Below are 20,008 nucleotides of genomic sequence, written 5' to 3' on the forward strand. Positions count from 1 at the left end.
CCCCCTTGTAACTGCGCACCTTGGGGGAGGGGCATGGGTTCCGCGATTTTTTTTGCTTCGAGCTATCAGGCAAAGACGAAGTACTTGCGTACCGTCTCGACCACTTCCCAGGTCCCTTTCATCCCCGGTTCGATCACGAACACATCCCCAGCCTTCAGATGCTTCGGCTCTTCACCCTCAGGCGTGACGATGCAATAGCCATCGAGGAAATGGCAGTATTCCCACTTCTCATAGTTGACCTCGAACTTGCCCGGCGTGCAGATCCAGGTGCCCATGATCTTGCTGCCGTCGGCGGACAGGTAGGCATTGAGGTTGACGGTGTGCGGGTCGCCGCCGATGCGCTTCCACTTGGTGGCGTCGACCACCGGGGTCGGGCAGGTTTCGCGCAGGACGGTGATGAAATCGGACATGGCGTGGCTCCAGATGAGTGGCGAAATGATCCATCACCATAGGGCCATCGCCTTGGGCACGGTTGCCTAGGCTCGACGTTCAGCTGTCTGCGCGCGCTATGCCGGCAGGGGCTTTTGCCTCACGCCCACCAATACCGCACGAAGTGGAAGAACACTGGCGCGGCAAAGCACACCGAATCCATGCGGTCGAGCATGCCACCATGGCCTTCGATCATGTGCCCCCAGTCTTTAACCCCACGGTCGCGCTTGATCGCCGACATCACCAGCCCACCAAAGAAGCCCATGGCGTTGACGGTCAATGCCATCAGCGCCGCCTGCCAGAAGGTGAACGGGGTGATCCAGCACAGCGAGGCGCCCACCAGGGTGGCCAGCGCCACGCCGCCGGCCAGGCCTTCGACGGTCTTCGACGGTGACAGGTTGGGCGCCACCTTGCGCTTGCCGAACAGCTTGCCGCACACGTACTGCAACACATCGCTGATCTGCACCACGAGGATCAGCCAGGCAATCAGCAGCAGGTTGCGGCCCTCGTAGCCAGGGATGTCCAGGGTCATAAGCGCCGGCACCGACGACACGCAGTACACCGCGATCATCAAGCCCCACTGCACCTTCGAGGCGCGCTCGAGAAAACGTGTGGTATCGCCGCCGAAGCTGGCCAGGATCGGCAGCAGCAGGAACAGGTATACCGGGATGAAGATGCTGAACAGCCCGTACCAGTCCATGGCGATCAGCAGGTACTGCACCGGCAGCGCGACATAGAACGCCGCCGCCAGGGCCGGGTAGTCGCTGCGTCGGGTCGGGGTGAGGGTCATGAATTCGCGCAGGGCGTAGAACGACACGCCGTAGAACAGCACGATCACGCCGTACTTGCCGAACAGGAAGGCGATGCCGATCACCAGCACCATCACCCACCAGGCATTGATGCGCGCGTTGAGGTTGTCGATCACCGCGTGCGGCGCCGGGCCGGCGCGCCACTTGAGCAGGCGGCCGACCAGGCTGGCGAGTAGCAGCAGGGCGCCGATGCCGGCGAACAGGGACAGGGTGTTGTGATCCATTTCAGGCCTCCTTCGGGGCCAGGTTCAGCAGGGCCTGGCGGGCCCGCTCGAGAAAGGCGTGCTTGCTTTCGTCCGGCTCCAGGTGCAGCGGCTCGCCGAAGCTCAGGGTGCACAGCAGTGGCAGCGGCAGGGCGCGGCCCTTGGGCATGACCCGGTTGAGGTTGGCGATCCATACCGGTACCAGTTCGACCTGCGGGTTGGCCGTGGCCAGGTGGAACAGGCCGCTCTTGAATGGCAGCAGCGGGTCGTCTGTCAGGTTGCGCGTGCCCTCTGGGAAGAAGATCAGCGAATCGCCCTGGGCAAAGGCATCGAGCACCGGTTGCAGCGGGTTGCCCTCGCTTGCGCTGTGCTGGCGGTCGATCAGCACGCCGTTGAACACCTGGCGGATCAGGAAGTTGCGGATACCTGGCTGGCACCAGTAGTCGGCACCCGCCACGGGCCGGGTGCGACGCCGCAACGGCTCGGGCAGCGCGGCCCACAGCAGCACGAAGTCGCCATGGCTGCTGTGGTTGGCAAAGTACAGGCGTTGCACCGGTTGCGGCGTGCAGCCCAGCCACAAGGCACGGGCGCCGGTGATCAGGCGGGCGGCGGAGGTGATGACGAAGGCGGTCAGGCTGGCGAGCATCGGGTTTATCCGGTGAAGGGAAGGGTGGCGATCAGCAGCACCTGCACGGCCAGGCACAAGGCCTGGCGGCGTAGCAGGGCTAGCGCGGCCTGGCTGCGGCCCGGCCAGTCGCGCGGATCGTGGTGGGTCGGTTTCAGGCGCAGTTCGAACAGTGCGCGGTCCAGTGCCTCGGTGTCGGCGGGCAGGTCGGCGCTGGCGCCGAGCTGTGCGAACAGCTCGGCATCCAGGGCGACGCGGATGGCCCAGTATTTGTGCGCCAGGCCGATTACCAGCAACGCCACGCAGAGCAAGCGGGCGAGCGGATGCAGGGCAATGCCCAGCAGCGGTGTGAGGCTATAAGCCAGGGCCAGCAGGGTGATGCCATCTGACAGGCGCTCCAGCTGGCGCCCGCGAGCGAGCAGGCTGGCGACTACAGATAGGTTCATGGATGGGCTTCCAGCTGTTGCAGGGCGAGCTGGTGGGCCGGCTGCAGGACCACGCCGGGGCGCGCCTGGCGAATCAGCGCTTGGGCCTGTTCGGCAGAGGCACAGCGGCCGCTGAGCAGCAGCCAGGCGGCGACGGCGCTGGCGCTGCGGGAGTAGCCCAGGGCGCAGCAGACCAGCACCGGGCCTTGGCGCTGGCAGTGTTCGATGGCCTTGGCGGCCTGTTGCAGGGTTTCCCGGTCTGGGGCGATCAGGTCCAGGGTTGGCAGGCTCTGGTAGTGCTGTGGTGTTGTCATCGCGGGGCGACTGACGGCAAGACAGGGCAGCTCCGCGCTCAGGTCGACAATCGCTGCGAACAGCGATGCTTGCGTGCGCCCTGGTACCCTGCCCAGATACACGCCGTCAGCCACCTCGTCCGCCTGCGGATGGCGCCGCGTCCATAGCCGCGAATTGATCCAGGCGCCCAGCAGGTAGGGCGCCAACAGCCAGCTGGCGGCCACCGACAGCCGCCCGTCGGCGCCTTTCTGGAACCCTGCGGCGCCGAACAGGGCATAGTTCAGTGCCACCAGCAGTAACGACAGCGCTGGCCACAGCAACCACAATCCGCCACCGCCGAGCGTCATCGCCAGCAGCGTCAGCACGGCCGCGCCCAGGCCATAGCGCAGCGCCAGGCGCCAACGTTGCGGATCTTGCGCCAAACCTGCCTGCCGCCAGGGCAACGGGCTGCTGCGCGGCCACAGCCACAGGCAGACGAAACCCGCCAGCGCCCCGGTCGGCACATCGACGAAGTGATGCTGCCAGGTAGTCAGCACCGACACACCGATCAGCCCCATCCAGCCATGCACCAGCCAGCGCCAGGCAGGACGGCGCGCATGCCGGGCGAACATCGTCCAGATGATCACCAGCAATGCAATGTGCAACGACGGCGCCTGGTTGTAGGGCTTGTCGAAGCCCATCAACACATCGAACAACCAGCCGAACAGCCCAGATATCTCGGGTCGTTCGAAGGTGAAGCGCAGCGGCCAGAGCAGGAAGCAAGCCACGCAGATCACCTGCGCGGTGAGCAGCGCCAGGGCATGGCGGTCCATTTCCGAGCGCGAGCGCGGCAGCAGGAACGACAGCCCGTACAGCAGGTCGATCGACCAGTACGGGATGATCGTCCAGGGCCACAACGGCAGGTGTCGCTCCCAATCGAATACCAGGCTGGCGATATCCGCGCGCCCGGCGGTATAGGTGTTGGCTAGCCCGTAGCTGAGGAAAAACAACGGCCCCAGCAGTAACAGCCACAGTACGCCGCGGCGAATCAGCCCGCTTTCACGGGCCATCATCGCACCCGTTGCGCCAGGCTGACGCTGAAGATGCCCCATTCGTCGATGCGCTGGGTCAGCTTGCGAAAACCTGCTGCCTCCACCAGTTGGTCCATCTCTACCTGGCTGCGTCGACGCATGACCCAGGCCTGTCCGCCACGGTGGCTGGTCAGGGCGCGGGCGATCATCTCCAGTTGCGGGTGCCACGGCTGGCCGGTGTAGACCAGGTAGCCACCGTCCTCGATAGCGTCGGCCAGCCCGGCCAGGGAGTTGCCCACCTGCTCGTTACTGGCAAACAGTTCGTACAAGCCGGAAACCACGGCCAGGCTGGGGTGCGGTGCGAGGTTGGCCAGGCTCTGGCGGTCGAAGGCGTCGCCCTGGACGAAACGGGCGACCTGGCCCAGCCCCTTGGCTTCGATCAGTGCGCTGCCTTGCTGGACGTTCAGGTCGCTGTAGTCGCGCAGCAGGATCGAGTCCGGCAACTGCTCCAGCCCTTGCAGGGCCTCGAGGATGTAGCGGCCGTGACCGGCGGCGATATCGACGATATGCACCGGGCGTTGTTGCGCGCGCAGCTGGGTGATGGCCAGGCGCAGCAGTTCCTCCACATGCAGCTTGCGCTGGCGAATGCCGCGCCAGCCGATGGCGTTGAGGTAGTTCTGGTCGATCAGCGCGCCCAGGCGGCCTTTGCCCGTGGCCATATTGCGGTAGACATAGTCGAGGGTGGAGCCAGAGTCGAAGCCGGTGTCGAAGCCCAGCTTGATCCCCGCGGACAGGCCCTGGCCCAGGCGCAGGCTGGCGCGGGTGGCGCGCCAGTAAAGGTCGCGCGGCGAGTTGCGCGGCAACGGTGCGGCCAGGCTTTCGGCCTCGGCGCAGCTGGCGCCGGCCTTGTCGGCAGCGAGTAGCGATGGCACAGGTGCGGGGGCGTCGAAGCAATGGGCGACGAAGCGCTCGATTCGCGCCAGGGCGTGGGCCCGATCACGTTCGCCCAAGGTGTCGTGGAAGAAGCCGGGGAGCAGGTGCATTTCCTTGCGGGCGCTGCCCAGGCGTTCGAAGAAGCGCAGCTGCGGGCCGCGCTCGACGACGAAGTCGGCGCCGGAGACCAGCAGTTGGGTCGGCACCTGGATCGCCTGGGCATCGGCCACCACGCGTTCGGCGGCCTCGTACAAGCCCAGCAGCATGGTCACCGAGATCGGCCGGCTGATCAGCGGGTCGGCGACATAGGACATGACCCGTTCCGGGTCGTGGGTGAGCAGACGTGGCTTGACGTAGCTGTTGACGAAGAAGTTGCCGCGCAGGGCCTTGAGCAGTTTCAGACCGGGGCGGGCGAACGGCACGTAGAGCTTGACCTTGAACGCCGGCGAGGCGAGCACCAGGCAGCGCACCTTGGGCGCATAGTCGTGGGCCCAGGTGGCCACCAGCACCGCGCCGACACTTTGCGCCAGCACCGCCATGTCGGCCTCGGCGATACCGTGCCGGGCCTGGATATGCTCGATGAACGTCTGCACATCGCGCACGCTGGTGGCGAAGCTCGGGCTGTCGCCGCGGGCGCCGGGCGACTGGCCATGGCCACGGGCATCCCAGGCGAACAGGTCGTAGCCGGGCATGTCCAGCTCGTCGGCCAGGTGCGCCAGGCGCCCGCCGTGCTCGTGGCCGCGGTGGAACATCACCAGCGCGCGGCGCGGCTGGTGCTCGTTGCGCGTGGCGGGCCAGTGACGGTAGTGCAGCTCGACCCCGTCATGGGTTGAGAAATGCAGCGATTGCGCTTGGCGCATGGCGAATATCCTTGTCCGGCAGCGAGAGGCTCAGCGGGTTTCGGCCAGGCCGTGGCGAACCCGGTTGTACAGGGTATAGAGCGATAGCAGCAGGATGACCAGCAGCAGGCCGTTGATCCAGCTCGCGGCCAGCAGGCCCAGCGCCACCCCGGTGCCCAGCACGCCGAAGGCGAACGCCCGGTCGCTCTTGCCCATGGGCCCGTCGTAGCGGCGCGAAGCGCCGGCCAGCGGCCCCATGACCCCGGCGTATTCACTGATCACCGAGGCCAGCACCACCAGCACCACCAGTGTTGGCGCAACGCCGGGCAGCAGGGCGAAGGGCAGGTACAGCGCCGCGTCGGCGACCAGGTCGCACAGTTCGTTGAGGTAGGCGCCGAGCTTCGATTGCTGGCCGAACTCGCGGGCGAGCATGCCGTCCACGGCGTTGAGGGCCATGCGCAGCAGCATCCACAGCGGGATCAGGATGAACAGCCAGGTGAACTGGGGTAGCCAGGCCAGTAGCAGGCCCAGCAGCAGGGAGACCACGGCAGCGGCCACGGTGACCTGGTTGGCGCTGACGCCGCGGTCATGCAGGCGTTGCACGGTGGGGCGCAGCAGCGCCTGGAAACGGGGTTTGAGCTGGTAGATCGATGGCACGGCGAATTCCCTGTCTTGGCGCGGCATGGGCCGGATTGTGGGGAATCGGGTGGCTGCCGGGCAAGGGGCATTTGCCCTACTTGTGAAGTAGACGAAACTCGCACGCGGCGGGCAGTGTGCCGCTTGTCGGACCTGGTGTACAGGGTGTGTGGCTTATCGCGGCAAGCAACTGGTAGGTCTTTGGAAGCCAGGGTTGTTGATCGCGTTAGGGCTTCCAGATGTTTGTCGTAAACCATGCAGCGCCTAGGAGATCGAGCGCCGCCCGCGCGGCGCATCGCGACGCAAGGCCGCTCCTACATTTGTTTCGGGCCAGTTATGCCTGTGCAAGTATCGGCGCCTGCCTTGGTGCATGCCTTGAGTCATGTGGAGCAGCGTCAGCGCCCACGCTGAAACCGGGGCGTTCCTGCGCGAACTGGCCGTCGTCCAGTGAGCAACGGCCAGTGCGGTTGACGCCTCTGCTCAGTGAAACGCGTCGTAGGTAATGATGTTCTGGCGCAGCGCCGAGAGGAATGAAAACGCGTTCTCCACCCTCGCCCCTTCGAAGCCCATGTAGTAGTTATTGGCATCCAGCACGGTTCCCGCGCCACGCTTGTTGTCCGGGTGCAGGCAGTAGGGGATCGACAACAGCCCGCTGTCGAACGCGGCGAGGATGGCTTCGCAGATGTCGCTGTCCAGGGCCAGGGTCCCGTTGATCAGCGCGCCCGCCTTGTCGAGGATGCGCCGATACTCCTGTTGGTCGAAGGGAATCGGCTTGAGGGTATGCTGGGCGCGCAGGCAGTAGTCGGCATACTCCAACGCCGCGATGTTCTCCTCGACCCGTGGGATGCGCCGGGACTCCACCGGGGTCTTGACGATCACCCGTTGCACGCCGGCGGCTCGCACCACCGACAGCGCGTCCTGGGTGATGCGGCAGAAACCGCCGAGGGTGCGCGGGAAGAAACCCATGAAGACGTAGGCGACGAAGTGGTAGCTGCCAGGGGCGAAACGCTCGCCAACCAGGGTCTGCAGGGCGCTCAATGCGGCCAGGTCCTGCAGTGGCGAAGTACCTTGGGCGTAGGAGAACGCCAGGGTGGCGATGCCGTGCTGACGCAGGAACAAGCCCTCGAGCACATTCAGCGCCACCAGGATCGCCGGGTCGCACATCTGGCCCATCATGCAGCCGGCGAAGCTCTCGATATGGCTATTGGGCACACCCGCGGCGAGTATCCGGCAGGCCTTCTGCCAATGGCCGAAGGCCGCACGCAAAGGGGTGCGGCTGTAGGGCAGGCAATAGGACACCGGCCCGCCTTCGGTGGCCGACAGGCCGACTTCGGTCATGCGCTGGAAGATATGCACAGGGTCGGGCGAACCATGGCGCACTTGCACGGGCGTCGCATAGCGTGTCTCGATCGTAGCCAGCATCGCCCTGGTATCGGCGACCGGGTGATTGACGATGGGATAGCCGTTGAGCATCGCGCCGCTGTCGATGGCCTTTTGCGCCGCCTTGAGGTCGTTGACCCGGGTGAAGGCGTCGAGGGTGATGGTGCAGACAGTGTGGGCACGGCTCGCGGCGGTAGCCTCCAGGCCGCGTTGCATGCGCTCCAGCGAGCTGAAGCCCAGGCGTGGTTGCAGCACCGGGCCGCGGGCGTCGAAGTGTCCGAGCACATAGGCATTGAAATCCTGCATGAATGGGTTCTCTTGGTGCGAGGAAAGCCGGCCTGTCGAGCGCCGGGTCACGAGCCGCTGCGAGCCAGGTCCTGGCTGGGCGCGGTGCTGTCGAGCAGTGCCTGGAAACGATCGAAGTTGTTCTTGTCGCTGTCGTCGAAGACCGCGTCGAAGCCCGCCTGCACCAGGGTATGGCTGTAGCGCTCGAGGGTGGCCGCGTCGTTCTCGGTGCAGATCTTGCCGCCAATGCACAAGGCGCCGGCGTAGCGGCTTTCGTCGCGGATACGCTGGGCCAGCTCGACGCCTTCCAGGTAACCGTGGCCGTTGACGGTGCTGACCACCACCAGGTCGCAGGGGTGCTGCTTGAGCCAGTCGATGACATCGCTCATCGGCGTGTTCGGCCCCATGTTGTTGACCTGGTAGTTACCTTCGCTCAGGAGGAACTCCATGAATACCATGTTCCAACTATGGGAGTCGGAAGGAATGGTTACCAGCAGTGCAGGCTGTTGCGCTTTCATTGGTCACCCGTCAATGCGTTAAATGTTGAGCCTTGATAGTAAGGAAGGGCTTTCTGGAAGCTTCGGAAGTTGTCCGTGACTGTCGAGACATACCCCCACTTGTCGATATAGTTTCTGGGGAAGGGCTTGGCGCCCAATAACTTGTCACGCTCCCGCGCGGTGACATAATTTGGCCAGTCGCTGGAGCGCGGACGGCGATGATGAAAATCATGGCAAGGTGTATCGCCGACCATGATGAACAGCCGCACGAACAGATGATAAGTGAAGGTCTTCAGCAACCAGCGGGAGATACACAGGATGCGCTTCAGCGGTTGGGCGTTGTCAGGCATGTTCAGCGGCTCGCCGATAAACACCGAGGTGGTGCTGTCGCAGATGAAGTCGACACCGCGTTTCTCCAGCACTTCGACGCTCGGCCAGGTGTGTTCGGCGGCCAGGCGGAACGTGGTGCTGATGTGGTAGCCGATGAACACCGGCAGCACCCAGGCCGCGATGAACCCCTGCAGTTGGCCAAGCGCCCAGGCACCCAGGGTGAGGCCGGCCCACAGCGCCATGGTCAGCGCGGCCACGCCACGGTCGGTGGCGGTGGCGTTGGCCTTGATGCGGTTGAGCGAGGTGCGCAGGATAGCCAGTGGCGAGAAGGCGGCGAACAGCAGCTTGGCCCACATCATGGCGATGCTGTCGGTGGGCTTGAGGCCAACCACCCCCTGCAGGTAGGTGAGGGTGTCGTCCTGGTCGGTCAACAGGGTCCTGGAGCTGTGGTGCAGCATGTGCTCGTGCTTGTAGAGGGTATAAGGCTTGAGCATGAACAGGGCGGAAATGACATGGCCGACAACGGTATTGGCACGACGGCTGGCAAACACCATGTCATGGGCGCAGTTGTGGCAGATCATGACTTGCATTTGTTTGATACCGCCCGCGGCCAGGACAAAACCCGGCAACCACCACAGCAGGCTATGCTGGTAATAACCGAGACTGGTCAATAACACGCCGAGGATTATAAAACTTGCCGCGACGCCGACATGGAACAGCGGGGTTCTTTTACCTGGAGTTTCAAGTTCCTCGGGCAGTGGTTTGGCGCTCAACCAACTCAGGAACGGCTGGAGGAAACCGGGTAGCGGCCTCATTGTTTCCCGAGGTGTTATTTCATTTTGCTTGTGCACACTTTCCACTCCGCAAACTTGTATTGGGGGTGGACCTTAACCGCCTGTAATGGCTATTTGAATTCCAAATTATGGAGATCGATATTGCATTTTTAGCTATTGCATCGACCGAATTCGGACCCGCCGCTAGCTGCCTGCGGCGCGTCATCCATGGTCACGCCAGGCCGCTGTGTTACGCTGCCCGGCGCGTGTCAGACGATGGAACCAAACAAGCAGATGAACTGGGATGACCTGAAGACTTTCATATCGGTCGCCAAGACCTGCAACGTCACCGATGCTGGTGCCGCCCTGCGGGTTTCGGCCTCTACCGTGTCGCGCAAGATTGCCGCGCTCGAAGAGGCGCTGGGCTCGGCACTCTTTCTGAAACGAACCAATGGCTACTTCCTCACCGAGGCCGGCCAAGCATTGCTCCCGCTGGCGCTGGAAGCCGAAGAACGCTTCAAACTGATCGAGCGGCAGATCGCCCACCCCCGTGAGCACGCCGGTGGCTGCGTGCGCATCGATTGCCCTGAAGTCATGGGCACGCACTTGATCATTCCGGCGCTCGAGCAAGTGCACGAGCAGTATCCCGACATTCAGTTCGACCTGGTCAATTCGGCGTTGTCCTCGAAGCTGACCCACAGCCACAGCGATATCATCATTCGCCTGCATCGCCCGGAAAATGGCAATTTCACCATGCGTTGCCTGGGGCGGCTGACCCAGGGGCTGTTCTGCTCCGACACCTACGCCGCGCGGCACGGCTTGCCGCAGCAGCCGACGGATCTGCAGCGTCACCAGTTGATCGGCTGGACCGAAGAAATGGCGCACATGCCGCTCGCCCGCTGGTTGCACGAACTGGGCAACGGCCATAAACCCTGGTTGCGCCTGCAGAACCTCAACGCGCAGATCAACGCCGTGGCCACCGGCCTGGGCATTGCCGCGTTGCCGATCTATGTGGGCATGCGCAACGGGTTCACCCGCGTGCTTCCCGCAGGGCCCGCCCATGGCGCGGATATCTGGCTGCTGCGTAACCTGGCCAGCCAGGACCTCAAGCGGGTCAGCGTGGTCACCGAACATCTGATTGGCTACTTCGCCCGGACCCGCACCGACCTGCCTTGAGGGACGCGCGGATCAAGGCCGCAGGATCACCGTGCCCAAGGTCTGACCGTCCTGGAGCAGTTGGTGCACCTGACCGGCATCCGCCAGGTCGTGGGCAGTGATCTGCGGCAGCTTGATCTGCTCGGCCTTCAACGCGTCCATCACCCGGCGAGCGGCCATGCGCAGCTCGTCGCGCTCTGCCACATAGTGCTTGAGCGTGGGCCGGGTCACATGCAGCGAGCCCAGCGCGCCCAGGCGCGACAGGTTGAAGCCGGTCACGTCCCCCGACGCATTGCCGAACAGCACCAGCTGGCCGCGTCGGCGCAGGCTGGCCAGGGAGAACTCGATCGTGTTCTTGCCGACGGAGTCGAAGACCACGTCGACCCCGCGCTCCTCGGTCAGCTCGCGGATGGCCTGGGGCGTGGCGGCGTCGCTACTGTCCAGGGCGGCGATACAGCCGGCGTTGAGCGCTGCCTGGCGCTTTTGCGCGGTCGAGGCCAGGCCGATGACCTTCATGCCGCGCGCGGCCAGCCAACTGGTGGCCAGGCTGCCGACGCCACCGGCGGCGGCGTGCCACAGCACCCAGTCGCCGGTCATCAGTGGCACGCATCGGTGGGTCAGGTATTCGGCGGTGATGCCTTTGAACATCACGGCTGCCGCGGTTTCGAAACTGATCTCCGGGTCCAGGCGGATCACCCGCGCGGCCGGCACGATGGCATGGCTGGCGTAGCTGCCGGACGAGCCGTCGATGAAGGCGACGCGGTCGCCGACTTTCAGTTCGCTGACATCCGCCGCACATTCGATGACCCGCCCGGCGCCCTCGGTGCCGAGGCCGCGTGGATACGCCGAGCCATCGTCCAGCGCCCCCGAGCGGCGATAGGTGTCGATGAAGTTGACCCCGGCGGCCTCGATGGCGACAAGTACCTGCCCGCTACCCAGCAGGGGCAGTTCATGTTGGCGCAGGTACAGGACATCCGGGCTGCCGGGCTCATTGAAGACTACTGCTTTGGCGCGGGTCATCTGTTTGTCCTTAGAGGTTGCTGGTGCGTACGAAGATCCAGGCCGCCACGGCGATCAGCATCAGGCCGAACACCACGTTCTGCGCCTTGAGCAGGCCGGGGCGGACCGCCAGCAGGCGCTGGATGGTGGCGCCCATGGATACCCAGATGATATGCGCGGTGAAGTTCACCAGGATCAGCGCCAGGCTCAGGGCCAGTACCGCGCTGCTGTTGCTGGTGCCAGCGGGGATGAAGGTGGAGAACATCACCAGCAGCATCACCAGCCCCTGGACATTGCCCAGCTGGACGATGATGCCGTCGCGAAACTGCAGGTCCAGCCGCCGGTCGCCGACCTTGCGCATCGGCCGGATGATCAGCTTGATCCCCAGCCAGAGGATGTACAGGCTGCCGGCCACGCGCAGCACCCATATCAGGTGGGGGCTGGCCATGATCGTGTGATAGAGGCCCAGGCCCACCAGCACGGCGATCAGGAAGTAGGTGGCATCGAGGCCGACGATGAACTTGACCGAGCGACGCACGCCGCTTTGCGCGCCGGAGGTGGCCACCATGAGGTTGCCGGGACCGGCGCTCAAGGCCAGCGGCACCATGGTGGTCAGCCATAGCGCCCAGTTGATTTCTAAAGACACAGGGACTTTACCTTATCGCAAGATAATCAGGACGTTGCGCGCCAGTCTAAGTCCGCCGTGGTGGATTGGTTATCGCCAAAAATGCAAAGCCACCAACCATAAATGGGGGTATCGCCGGTTCGTTCAGGTGCCGTGCAAATGCGTCACCAGTTCGCGGGTGAAACCGGGCAGGGCGCTGAAGTCGCGGGCGCACAATTGCAGGCGGCGGTTGGCCCAGCGATCCTGTAGGGCGACCCAGTGCAGCGCAACCCGGCCGTGCCAGCGCAACACCGCCGCCCGTGGCACGATGCCTACCCCGGCACCGCCGGCGACCATGCGGATCACCCCGTCGAAGCCATCGGCGCGGACCCGGACTTGCAACCGCCGGCCCAGGTGCAGGGCTTGTTCTTCCAGGTGCAGGGCCAATGCGCTGTGGGCGCCAAGGCAGACGTGCCCGTGCTCGAGGCAGTCGGCGAACCTTGGTGTCTGTTGCCCGGCCAGGGGATGCCCGGGCGGCGTCAGCAGCACCAGCGGGTCGTCGCGAAAGGCCAGGGTCTGCAGGTGTTCGCAGGGCGCGGCGTCGGAGACGATGCCCAGGTCGGCCATGCCCTGGGTGATCGACTGGACGATGCGCAGGCTGGGCAGTTCCTCGACATCGATGGTCATCCCCGGGTAGCGGGCCAGGTGGCTGGCCAGCAGTTCCGGCAAGTATTCGGTCAAGGCGGCGGTGTTGCACAGCAGGCGTATCTGACCCTGCTGGCCCTGGGCGTATTGCCCGAGGTCGTATTGCAGGCGTTCGACCTGCTGGGCGATCAGCCGCGCATGTTGCAGCAGGGCCTGCCCTGCGGCTGTAGCCTGCACGCCACGGCGGTTGCGCTCGAGCAAGGGGATGCCGAGTGACGCTTCCAGGGCGCGGATGCGCGCGCTGGCCGCCGGTAGGGACAAGTGGCTGCGGCGGGCGCCGGCGGTGATGTTGCCGCACTCCAGAGTGTGCTGGAACAGCTTGAGATCGATTAAGTCGAAATGCATCTGCCTCTGTCCTGGCAAGAGTCTGGGTATAGGTATGACAGATTTTCAGGCGGCCGTCGCCAGGTGAGGATAGCGCCATGAATATGTCCTTGGCGTTCTACCAGCACCTTGGCCCAGCCCTGACGACGCTGGTGATTTTCACATTCCTGCTGGCCGGTGCGGTCAAGGGCGTGATCGGCTTGGGCCTGCCGACCATCGCCATGGGGTTGCTTGGCCTGGCTATGCCTCCGGCGCAGGCTGCGGCGTTGTTGATCGTGCCCTCGACATTGACCAACCTGTGGCAACTGGCGTGCGGTGGCCAGCTGTCGGCCTTGCTGCGGCGGTTGGGCGGGATGCTGATGGCAATCTTCGCTGGCACCTTGCTGGGCAGCTTCTGCCTGGGTATCGACAGCGGCCCTTGGGCGGTCCATGCATTGGGTGGCGCGCTGCTGCTCTACGCCCTGCATGGGCTGGGTGGCCGCGGCTGGCGGGTTGCCGCGGCGCATGAGCGCTGGCTGGGGCCGTTGTGTGGGCTGCTGACGGGGGTAGTGACGGCGGCCACCGGTGTGTTCGTGATGCCGGCGGTGCCTTACTTGCAGGGCCTGGGGCTGGACCGCGAGGCGTTGGTCCAGGCCCTGGGCCTGTCGTTCAGCGTTTCGACCCTGGCGCTGGCCATCGGCCTGGCCGGTCAGGATGTGCTGGGCGGCCAGGCGCTGGGGGCCTCACTGCTGATGCTGGCCCCGGCCTTGCTCGGCATGTTCGCCGGGCAGTGGTTGCGCGGCCGGATCAGCGCCGTGCTGTTCAAGCGTGGCTTTTTCATCGGCCTGGCGCTGCTGGGTGGTCATTTGCTGATCAACGGTTAGCCGACGAGGCGCTGAGCATGTCGAGTCTCTGGATCTCGAAATCGCGCTCCAGGTAGTCCATGCGTTTCTCGAAGAATGCCCGCATGTGCGGCAGGGCCGAGTGCACGTCCAGGTCGGCCTCGCTCGCCCATACCTCGAAAAACACGAACAGGCTTGGGTCTTGCTGGTCGCGCAGCATGTGGTACTCGATGCAGCCTGGCTCCCGGCGGCTCGGCTCGACGTAAGGGCGGAACAGTCGCTCGAATGCCTCGGCCTTTTCAGGGCGGGTCTTGGCTTTGAGAATGAAGGCGTGATGCTCGCTCATGGGGAGGTCTCCAGGGGAAGAGTGTCCATGATAAATCAACAATATGTTTGAAATTCGTGATTTCAGGGCAAATGTATTTTGCCGCCGAACCGCTGTTTCCCCAGTGGGTGATTGCCTAACCTGCCGGCAATTTCACTTACCGGGTTGACCCTTTCATGAAAAAGATTCTCCTGCTCAACGGTGGCAAGCGCTTCGCTCATTCCGACGGCCGCCTCAACCAGACCCTGCACGACGCCGCCGTGGCCCATCTGGACCGTGCCGGCCACGACGTTCGCGAAACCTTCATCGACGGAGGCTACGACGTTCAGGCGGAGGTGGATAAATTCCTCTGGGCGGACGTGGTGATCTACCAGATGCCGGGTTGGTGGATGGGCGCGCCGTGGACCGTGAAAAAGTACATCGACGAGGTCTTCACCGCTGGGCACGGCAGCTTGTACGCCAACGATGGTCGCACCCGTTCCGATGCATCGCAGAAGTACGGGAGCGGTGGCCTGATCCAGGGCAAGCAGTACATGCTGTCGCTGACCTGGAATGCACCGCGGCAAGCCTTCGACGACCCGAGCGACTTCTTCGAGGGCAAGGGCGTGGACGCGGTGTACTTCCCGTTCCACAAGGCCAACCAGTTTCTCGGCATGAGCGGCTTGCCGACCTACCTGGCAGTGGATGTGATGAAGCGCCCGGATGTGCCAGCGGCAGTGGCGGCTTATGCGCGCCACCTGGACACGGTGTTCGGCAAGGCCCGTTGAATCGCCGCGCCGGCTTGCATGTTGGCTGCCCAGCCGCTATCAATCACGGCATTCCCTTGCCAAGGCTGCTTGAGTGAAAACCCGTTCCGAAGAACTCCAGGTATTCGTCGCCGTGATCGATTGCGGCTCGATCTCCGCTGCCGCCGAGCAGATGGGCCAGACCCCGTCGGCGGTCAGTCGCACCTTGTCGCGCCTGGAGGGCAAGCTCGGCACCACCTTGGTCAACCGCACCACCCGGCGCATGGACCTGACCGAGGAGGGGCGCTTCTTCCTCGCGCGCGCCCGGCTGATCCTCGAGCAGATGGACGACATGGAAGAGCGCCTGTCGCTGAACCGCCAGACCCCGACCGGGCGCCTGCGTATCAACGCTGCCGCGCCGTTCATGCTGCATGCGATCCTGCCGTGGATCGGCGAGTTCCGCCAGCAATACCCTGGCATCGAGCTGGAACTGAACACCGACGACTTGATCATCGACCTGCTGGAGCAGAGCACCGACGTGGCCATCCGCATTGGCGAACTGGCCGACTCCAGCCTGCACGCCCGCTCGCTGGGCTGCAGCCCGGTGCAGGTCCTGGCCAGCCCCGGCTATCTTGCCCGTCACGGCACGCCGGACAAGGTCGAGGACCTCGAACGTCACAACTTGCTGGGCTTCAGCTCGCTCGAGTCGCTCAACCAGTGGCCGTTGCGCCACGCCCAGGGCGACCGCTGGCCGGTCCGTGCGCAGCTCACCGCCTCCAGTGGCGAAACCCTGCGGCAGTTGGCGCTTGCCGGTGAGGGCATCGTCAGCCTGTCGCACTTCATGACCCATGAGGACATCCGTGCCGGCCGCCTGGTGGTAGTGCTCGGCGAGCACAACAACGGCTACCGGCAGCCGATTCACGCGGTGTACTACCGCAACACCCAGCTCGCCCTGCGTATCCAGTGCTTCCTCGATTTCATCCAGAAAAAACTGGCGATCTACGCCTGCTGAGTTGCCTGAACGCGACAGCGGCTGCCTGTTGGCGGCGCGCCCTGGCTGCGGTGTTTGCTTAGTCCAATGGCTTCGGCCTTAATGACTGATCAACAAAAACAACACCAAGGAAGTGCGCATGCGTATCGTCATGTTCCCATCGCTGGCCCTCGGCGCCGCGATCCTGAGCTGTTCCTCCGCATTTGCCGTGACACTCGAAGGCGGCGCGGTGGCCGCGCCCGATCAATATGGCGCACAGGTCGCCGCCGACATTCTCAAAATGGGTGGTAACGCGGTGGACGCCGCGGTCGCCACTGCTTTCACCCTGGCGGTGACCTATCCCGAAGCGGGCAACATCGGGGGTGGTGGCTTCATGACCTTGTTCGTCGACGGCAAGCCGTACTTTCTCGACTACCGCGAAGTGGCGCCCAAGGCCGCGACCAAGACCATGTACCTGAACGACAAGGGCGAGGTGATCGAGAACCTCAGCCTGGTCGGCGCCCGCGCCGCTGGCGTGCCGGGCACGGTGATGGGGCTGTGGGAGGCGCACCAGAAGTTTGGCAAGCTCAAGTGGGGCGAGCTGCTGACCCCGGCCATCGGCTATGCCCGCAACGGCTTCAAGATCGCCCAGAAGCAATACCAGTACCGTGACGATGCCCAGGGCCTGTTCAAGACCGCCACCAACTTCAACGACTACTTTGGCACCATGAAGGTCGGCGAGCTGTTCAAGCAGCCGGAGCTGGCACAGACCCTGGAGCGCATCGCCGACAAGGGCGTCAGCGAGTTCTACCAGGGCAAGACCGCCGACCTGCTGGTGGCGCAGATGCAGGCCGACAAGGGCCTGATCAGCAAGGACGACCTCAAGGACTACAAGGCCGTGTGGCGCGACCCGATCGCCATCGACTGGCGCGGCAACGTGGTCTACACCGCGCCACCGCCAAGCTCCGGCGGCGTCGCCCTGGCCCAGTTGCTGGGCATCAAGGAAGACCGCGCGGCGGACTTCAAGGGCGTCGAACACAACTCGGCGAAATACATCCACCTGCTGGCCGAGATCGAAAAGCGCGTGTTCGCCGACCGCGCCGACTACCTGGGTGACCCGGCCTTCACCCAGGTGCCGGTCAAGCAGCTGGTGGCCAAGGACTATCTGGCCAAGCGCGCAGCACAGGTCAACCCCAGCGCGATCTCCGTCACCGACCAGGTCAAGCCGGGCCTGGAGCCGCACCAGACCACGCATTTTTCCATCGTCGACAAGCAGGGTAACGCGGTGAGCAACACCTACACCCTCAACCTCGACTATGGCAGCGGCGTGGTGGTCAAAGGCGCGGGCTTCCTGCTTAACGACGAGATGGACGACTTTAGCGCCAAGCCGGGTGCGGCCAACGTGTTTGGCGTGGTCGGCGGCGACGCCAATGCCATCGAGCCGGGCAAGCGCATGCTGTCGTCGATGAGCCCGAGCCTGGTGACCCGTGACGACAAGGTGGTGCTGGTGCTGGGCACGCCGGGTGGCTCGCGGATCTTCACCTCGATCTTCCAGGTGATGAACAACCTCTACGACTTCGGCATGCCGCTGGAGAAGGCGGTGGCGGCGCAGCGCGTGCATCACCAGTTACTGCCCAAGGACACCATCTACTTCGATAGCTATGCGCCGCTCAAGGGCGCGGTGGCCGATGACCTGAAGCAGATGGGCTATGTGCTCGAGGACCAGGGCTGGGAGATGGGCGACATCCAGGCGATCCGGGTGACCGGGGAGAAGCTGGAGACAGCGTCTGATCCGCGCGGGCGTGGGGTGGGAATGATCGTCAAGTGACGTGTTCGCCGGCAAGTCGGCTCCTACAGGGTTCCCCGTAGGAGCTGGCTTGCCGGCGAACCTTTCGCAGGTCAGACGCGGAACTGGCTGACCAGTGTCTGCAGGTGGCCGCCCAGGCGCGCCAGCTCGACGCTGGAGGCGGCGGTCTCGTCGCTGGCCGCGGCGGTCTGTTCCGACACGTCGCGCACGTTCAGAATGCTGCGGCTGATCTCTTCGGCGACCGCACTCTGTTGCTCGGCGGCGGCGGCGATCTGCTGGTTCATCGACTGGATGTTCGACACCGTGCGGGTGATGCTGTCCAGCGAGTCGCCGGCCTTGCGCGCCAGTTCCACACTGCTGTCGGTCAGGCTGCGGCTGCCGTTCATCACTTCGGCCACCTGCTGGGTGCCGTTCTGCAGGCTGGCGATCAGCCCTTCGATTTCTTCGGTGGACTGCTGGGTACGCTGGGCCAGGCCACGCACCTCGTCGGCGACCACGGCGAAGCCACGACCGGCCTCGCCGGCACGGGCCGCCTCGATGGCGGCGTTGAGCGCCAGCAGGTTGGTCTGCTCGGCCACCGACTTGATCACGTCCATGACGCTGCCGATCTTCTGGCTTTCCTGCTGCAGCAGGGTCATGGCTTCGGTGGAACGGTGCACTTCGTGGGCCAGGCGCTCGATCTGGCCGATCGCCTCGGTGACCACCTTGTCGCCGCTGCGGGCTTCGTCGTCGGCATTGGTTGCGGCGTGGGAGGCCTGTTCGGCGTTGCGCGCGACTTCCTGCACGGTGGCGGCCATCTCGTGCATGGCGGTGGCGACCTGGTCGGTCTCTACTTTCTGGCTGTTGGCGCCGGCGCTGGTCTGCTCGGTCACCGCCGACAACTCCTCGGCCGCGCTGGCGATCTGGGTGACGCCGTCGCGGATACCGGTGATCAGGTCGCGCAGGGTGTTGCCCATGCGCGCGATGCCCTGTTGCAACGCGCCCAGCTCGTCGCGGCGGGTGACGCGCAGGGTTTGGGTCAGGTCGCCGCTGGCGATCTTCTCCACGGCGTCCATGGTTTCGCGCAGCGGGCGGGTGATCTGGCGGGTGATGATGAACGCGGCGAGCACGCCGACCAGCAGCGCCAGCAGGGTGGCGGTGGTTTGCAGGCTGCGGGCCTGGATGCTTTCGGCGTCGCGACGTTCGATCTGGATCTGGTACAGCGCGTCGCTGCGCTTGACGATGTCGGCGCCTTGCACGGTCATCTCGGCACGGGCCACACCGATGGCGGCGGTGGCTTCACGGAACTGGCGCACCGCATCGCGGTAGGCCAGCACGGCGCTTTCGAACTGCTGGATACGCGAGGCTTCGGCCGGCAGCTGGCGCTTGAGGCTGTCGATTTCGCTCAGGGCGCTTTCCAGCTGGCGCAGGGCGGCCTGTTCGGCTTCTGGGGTCAGGTCGGCGATGTAGCTGCGCACGTCCAGGCGCACTTGCACCAACTGCTGCTTGGCCTTGCTGATCAGCAGGTACTGGGCCAGGTGGGCGGCGTCGCTTTCCGGGCTGGACAACACGGCGTTGCTGATCGCCTCGATGGCGTCGTTGGCGCGGGCGGCGGCCTGGTTCATCGCGTCACGGGCGACGAGGGTGGTCTTGTAGCCCTGGCGCATCTTTTCCAGCGAGACCCGGTATTCGCTAATGCTCTGGCCCTGCTCGCGCAGCAGCTTGAGGTTCTCGGGGCTGGTGAAACTGTTGACCAGGTGCTGTTGCTGGCTGCCGAAGGCGTCGAGCTTGGCCTGGACATTGGCCGCCGAGGCGTCGTCGCCGTTGGTCAGCATCCACTGCAGCCGCGCCACGCGCAGGTTGGTCAGGTCACTGTTGAGCTGGGTGATGTCGCTCATCCAGTTGCTGCGGTCGATCAGGCTGCCCAGGCTGTTCCAGCCGGTCAGGGCCAGCAGGCCGGTCAGGACCAGGACCAGGCCGAAGCCCAGGCCGAGTTTAAGGTTGACGCTGATATTGGCGAACCAGCTGTTCATGCACGCTCTCCCAGAAAATGATTTCGCTCACTTGATCTCAATAGCTGGGCGTTGTTGTTGTCAGATAGCCCACAGATTTGTGTAGGACTTATC

20 protein-coding genes and 1 pseudogene are annotated in these 20,008 nt (G+C 64.6%); 5 read left to right on the forward strand and 16 right to left on the reverse strand.

Annotated features, from left to right (window positions below; genetic code table 11):
• Positions 1-65 precede the first annotated feature (65 nt).
• The 10 genes from ACODS5_RS12760 to ACODS5_RS12805 form a co-directional block, all read right to left on the reverse strand.
• A complete protein-coding gene (locus tag ACODS5_RS12760; RefSeq protein WP_023631693.1) occupies positions 66-410 on the reverse strand; it encodes a cupin domain-containing protein in 345 nt (114 codons plus the stop codon).
• A gap of 119 nt (positions 411-529) precedes the next feature.
• On the reverse strand, positions 530-1,462 hold the full coding sequence (locus tag ACODS5_RS12765; RefSeq protein ID WP_134691619.1) for a phosphatidate cytidylyltransferase: 933 nt from the start codon (positions 1,460-1,462) through the stop codon (positions 530-532).
• Position 1,463: 1 nt separating this feature from the next.
• Entirely contained in the window at positions 1,464-2,087 is a 624-nt protein-coding gene (locus ACODS5_RS12770) for a lysophospholipid acyltransferase family protein (RefSeq protein WP_489108852.1), read from the reverse strand.
• A gap of 5 nt (positions 2,088-2,092) precedes the next feature.
• Entirely contained in the window at positions 2,093-2,512 is a 420-nt protein-coding gene (locus tag ACODS5_RS12775; protein WP_489108853.1) for a hypothetical protein, read from the reverse strand.
• Positions 2,509-3,834: a phosphatase PAP2/dual specificity phosphatase family protein gene (locus tag ACODS5_RS12780; RefSeq protein WP_134691616.1), complete on the reverse strand. Its 1,326-nt coding sequence runs from the start codon at positions 3,832-3,834 to the stop codon at positions 2,509-2,511. Before ACODS5_RS12780 ends, ACODS5_RS12775 begins: the two co-directional genes overlap by 4 nt.
• Positions 3,834-5,588 carry a bifunctional alpha/beta hydrolase/class I SAM-dependent methyltransferase gene (locus tag ACODS5_RS12785; protein ID WP_489108854.1) on the reverse strand — a complete coding sequence of 585 codons (1,755 nt, stop codon included), beginning with the start codon at positions 5,586-5,588 and terminating at the stop codon, positions 3,834-3,836. The genes ACODS5_RS12780 and ACODS5_RS12785 overlap by 1 nt, the downstream gene beginning before the upstream one ends.
• A 30-nt stretch (positions 5,589-5,618) precedes the next feature.
• Entirely contained in the window at positions 5,619-6,224 is a 606-nt protein-coding gene (locus ACODS5_RS12790) for a CDP-alcohol phosphatidyltransferase family protein (protein ID WP_134691614.1), read from the reverse strand.
• 459 nt (positions 6,225-6,683) lie between these two features.
• Positions 6,684-7,889, reverse strand: a complete 1,206-nt coding sequence (locus ACODS5_RS12795; protein ID WP_134691613.1) for a methylaspartate mutase — start codon at positions 7,887-7,889, stop codon at positions 6,684-6,686.
• Positions 7,890-7,936: 47 nt separating this feature from the next.
• Positions 7,937-8,317, reverse strand: a complete 381-nt coding sequence (locus ACODS5_RS12800) for a methylaspartate mutase (protein ID WP_177414224.1) — start codon at positions 8,315-8,317, stop codon at positions 7,937-7,939.
• Between the two features lie 65 nt (positions 8,318-8,382).
• On the reverse strand, positions 8,383-9,510 hold the full coding sequence (locus ACODS5_RS12805) for a fatty acid desaturase family protein (protein ID WP_489108855.1): 1,128 nt from the start codon (positions 9,508-9,510) through the stop codon (positions 8,383-8,385).
• Positions 9,511-9,762: 252 nt separating this feature from the next.
• Between ACODS5_RS12805 and ACODS5_RS12810 the strand changes: the two genes are divergently transcribed.
• Positions 9,763-10,644 carry a LysR family transcriptional regulator gene (locus tag ACODS5_RS12810; RefSeq protein WP_489108890.1) on the forward strand — a complete coding sequence of 294 codons (882 nt, stop codon included), beginning with the start codon at positions 9,763-9,765 and terminating at the stop codon, positions 10,642-10,644.
• Positions 10,645-10,656: 12 nt separating this feature from the next.
• Here ACODS5_RS12810 and ACODS5_RS12815 read toward each other — a convergent pair whose 3' ends face one another.
• The 3 genes from ACODS5_RS12815 to ACODS5_RS12825 all read right to left on the reverse strand — a co-directional run bounded on the left by ACODS5_RS12815 (position 10,657) and on the right by ACODS5_RS12825 (position 13,276).
• Complete coding sequence (locus ACODS5_RS12815; protein WP_489108856.1) at positions 10,657-11,643, reverse strand: quinone oxidoreductase family protein; 987 nt, start codon at positions 11,641-11,643, stop codon at positions 10,657-10,659.
• Between the two features lie 10 nt (positions 11,644-11,653).
• On the reverse strand, positions 11,654-12,229 hold the full coding sequence (locus ACODS5_RS12820) for a LysE family translocator (protein WP_489108891.1): 576 nt from the start codon (positions 12,227-12,229) through the stop codon (positions 11,654-11,656).
• A 162-nt stretch (positions 12,230-12,391) separates the two neighbouring features.
• Positions 12,392-13,276 carry a LysR family transcriptional regulator gene (locus ACODS5_RS12825; RefSeq protein WP_489108857.1) on the reverse strand — a complete coding sequence of 295 codons (885 nt, stop codon included), beginning with the start codon at positions 13,274-13,276 and terminating at the stop codon, positions 12,392-12,394.
• A 77-nt stretch (positions 13,277-13,353) separates the two neighbouring features.
• Between ACODS5_RS12825 and ACODS5_RS12830 the strand changes: the two genes are divergently transcribed.
• A complete protein-coding gene (locus ACODS5_RS12830; protein ID WP_134691609.1) occupies positions 13,354-14,118 on the forward strand; it encodes a sulfite exporter TauE/SafE family protein in 765 nt (254 codons plus the stop codon).
• Here the strand turns inward: ACODS5_RS12830 and ACODS5_RS12835 are convergent.
• The gene (locus ACODS5_RS12835) at positions 14,108-14,422 is read right to left on the reverse strand and encodes a putative quinol monooxygenase (RefSeq protein WP_134691608.1); all 315 of its coding nucleotides are present in this window, start codon (positions 14,420-14,422) and stop codon (positions 14,108-14,110) included. The genes ACODS5_RS12830 and ACODS5_RS12835 overlap by 11 nt on opposite strands.
• A 155-nt stretch (positions 14,423-14,577) precedes the next feature.
• On the opposite strand from ACODS5_RS12835, the gene mdaB reads away from it, so the two are divergent.
• The 3 genes from mdaB to ggt all read left to right on the forward strand — a co-directional run bounded on the left by mdaB (position 14,578) and on the right by ggt (position 17,924).
• Positions 14,578-15,168 carry an NADPH:quinone oxidoreductase MdaB gene (gene mdaB, locus ACODS5_RS12840; protein WP_134691607.1) on the forward strand — a complete coding sequence of 197 codons (591 nt, stop codon included), beginning with the start codon at positions 14,578-14,580 and terminating at the stop codon, positions 15,166-15,168.
• 73 nt (positions 15,169-15,241) lie between these two features.
• Positions 15,242-16,138 carry a LysR family transcriptional regulator gene (locus ACODS5_RS12845; protein ID WP_489108858.1) on the forward strand — a complete coding sequence of 299 codons (897 nt, stop codon included), beginning with the start codon at positions 15,242-15,244 and terminating at the stop codon, positions 16,136-16,138.
• A 118-nt stretch (positions 16,139-16,256) separates the two neighbouring features.
• Positions 16,257-17,924 (forward strand): gamma-glutamyltransferase, encoded by a 1,668-nt coding sequence (gene ggt, locus ACODS5_RS12850; protein WP_134691605.1) that lies wholly within the window; start codon positions 16,257-16,259, stop codon positions 17,922-17,924.
• 71 nt (positions 17,925-17,995) lie between these two features.
• On the opposite strand, the gene ACODS5_RS12855 is transcribed toward ggt, so the two are convergent.
• Complete coding sequence (locus tag ACODS5_RS12855) at positions 17,996-18,859, reverse strand: methyl-accepting chemotaxis protein (RefSeq protein WP_437179603.1); 864 nt, start codon at positions 18,857-18,859, stop codon at positions 17,996-17,998.
• 39 nt (positions 18,860-18,898) lie between these two features.
• Positions 18,899-19,780: pseudogene (locus ACODS5_RS12860) on the reverse strand (methyl-accepting chemotaxis protein); the annotation flags it as partial.
• Positions 19,781-20,008: the final 228 nt, after the last annotated feature.

It is taken from the genome of Pseudomonas sp. FG47 (assembly GCF_057809115.1).

Excerpts from the sequence above, each read along its gene's own strand:
- ACODS5_RS12760 (WP_023631693.1), bottom strand. The coding sequence starts at position 410 with ATGTCCGATTTCATCACCGTCCTGCGCGAAACCTGCCCGACCCCGGTG.
- ACODS5_RS12765 (WP_134691619.1), bottom strand. The coding sequence starts at position 1,462 with ATGGATCACAACACCCTGTCCCTGTTCGCCGGCATCGGCGCCCTGCTG.
- ACODS5_RS12770 (WP_489108852.1), bottom strand. The coding sequence starts at position 2,087 with ATGCTCGCCAGCCTGACCGCCTTCGTCATCACCTCCGCCGCCCGCCTG.
- ACODS5_RS12775 (WP_489108853.1), bottom strand. The coding sequence starts at position 2,512 with ATGAACCTATCTGTAGTCGCCAGCCTGCTCGCTCGCGGGCGCCAGCTG.
- ACODS5_RS12780 (WP_134691616.1), bottom strand. The coding sequence starts at position 3,834 with ATGGCCCGTGAAAGCGGGCTGATTCGCCGCGGCGTACTGTGGCTGTTA.
- ACODS5_RS12785 (WP_489108854.1), bottom strand. The coding sequence starts at position 5,588 with ATGCGCCAAGCGCAATCGCTGCATTTCTCAACCCATGACGGGGTCGAG.
- ACODS5_RS12795 (WP_134691613.1), bottom strand. The coding sequence starts at position 7,889 with ATGCAGGATTTCAATGCCTATGTGCTCGGACACTTCGACGCCCGCGGC.
- ACODS5_RS12800 (WP_177414224.1), bottom strand. The coding sequence starts at position 8,317 with ATGGAGTTCCTCCTGAGCGAAGGTAACTACCAGGTCAACAACATGGGG.
- ACODS5_RS12805 (WP_489108855.1), bottom strand. The coding sequence starts at position 9,510 with ATGAGGCCGCTACCCGGTTTCCTCCAGCCGTTCCTGAGTTGGTTGAGC.
- ACODS5_RS12810 (WP_489108890.1), top strand. The coding sequence starts at position 9,763 with ATGAACTGGGATGACCTGAAGACTTTCATATCGGTCGCCAAGACCTGC.
- ACODS5_RS12815 (WP_489108856.1), bottom strand. The coding sequence starts at position 11,643 with ATGACCCGCGCCAAAGCAGTAGTCTTCAATGAGCCCGGCAGCCCGGAT.
- ACODS5_RS12820 (WP_489108891.1), bottom strand. The coding sequence starts at position 12,229 with ATGGTGCCGCTGGCCTTGAGCGCCGGTCCCGGCAACCTCATGGTGGCC.
- ACODS5_RS12825 (WP_489108857.1), bottom strand. The coding sequence starts at position 13,276 with ATGCATTTCGACTTAATCGATCTCAAGCTGTTCCAGCACACTCTGGAG.
- ACODS5_RS12830 (WP_134691609.1), top strand. The coding sequence starts at position 13,354 with ATGAATATGTCCTTGGCGTTCTACCAGCACCTTGGCCCAGCCCTGACG.
- ACODS5_RS12835 (WP_134691608.1), bottom strand. The coding sequence starts at position 14,422 with ATGAGCGAGCATCACGCCTTCATTCTCAAAGCCAAGACCCGCCCTGAA.
- mdaB (WP_134691607.1), top strand. The coding sequence starts at position 14,578 with ATGAAAAAGATTCTCCTGCTCAACGGTGGCAAGCGCTTCGCTCATTCC.
- ggt (WP_134691605.1), top strand. The coding sequence starts at position 16,257 with ATGCGTATCGTCATGTTCCCATCGCTGGCCCTCGGCGCCGCGATCCTG.
- ACODS5_RS12855 (WP_437179603.1), bottom strand. The coding sequence starts at position 18,859 with ATGGGCAACACCCTGCGCGACCTGATCACCGGTATCCGCGACGGCGTC.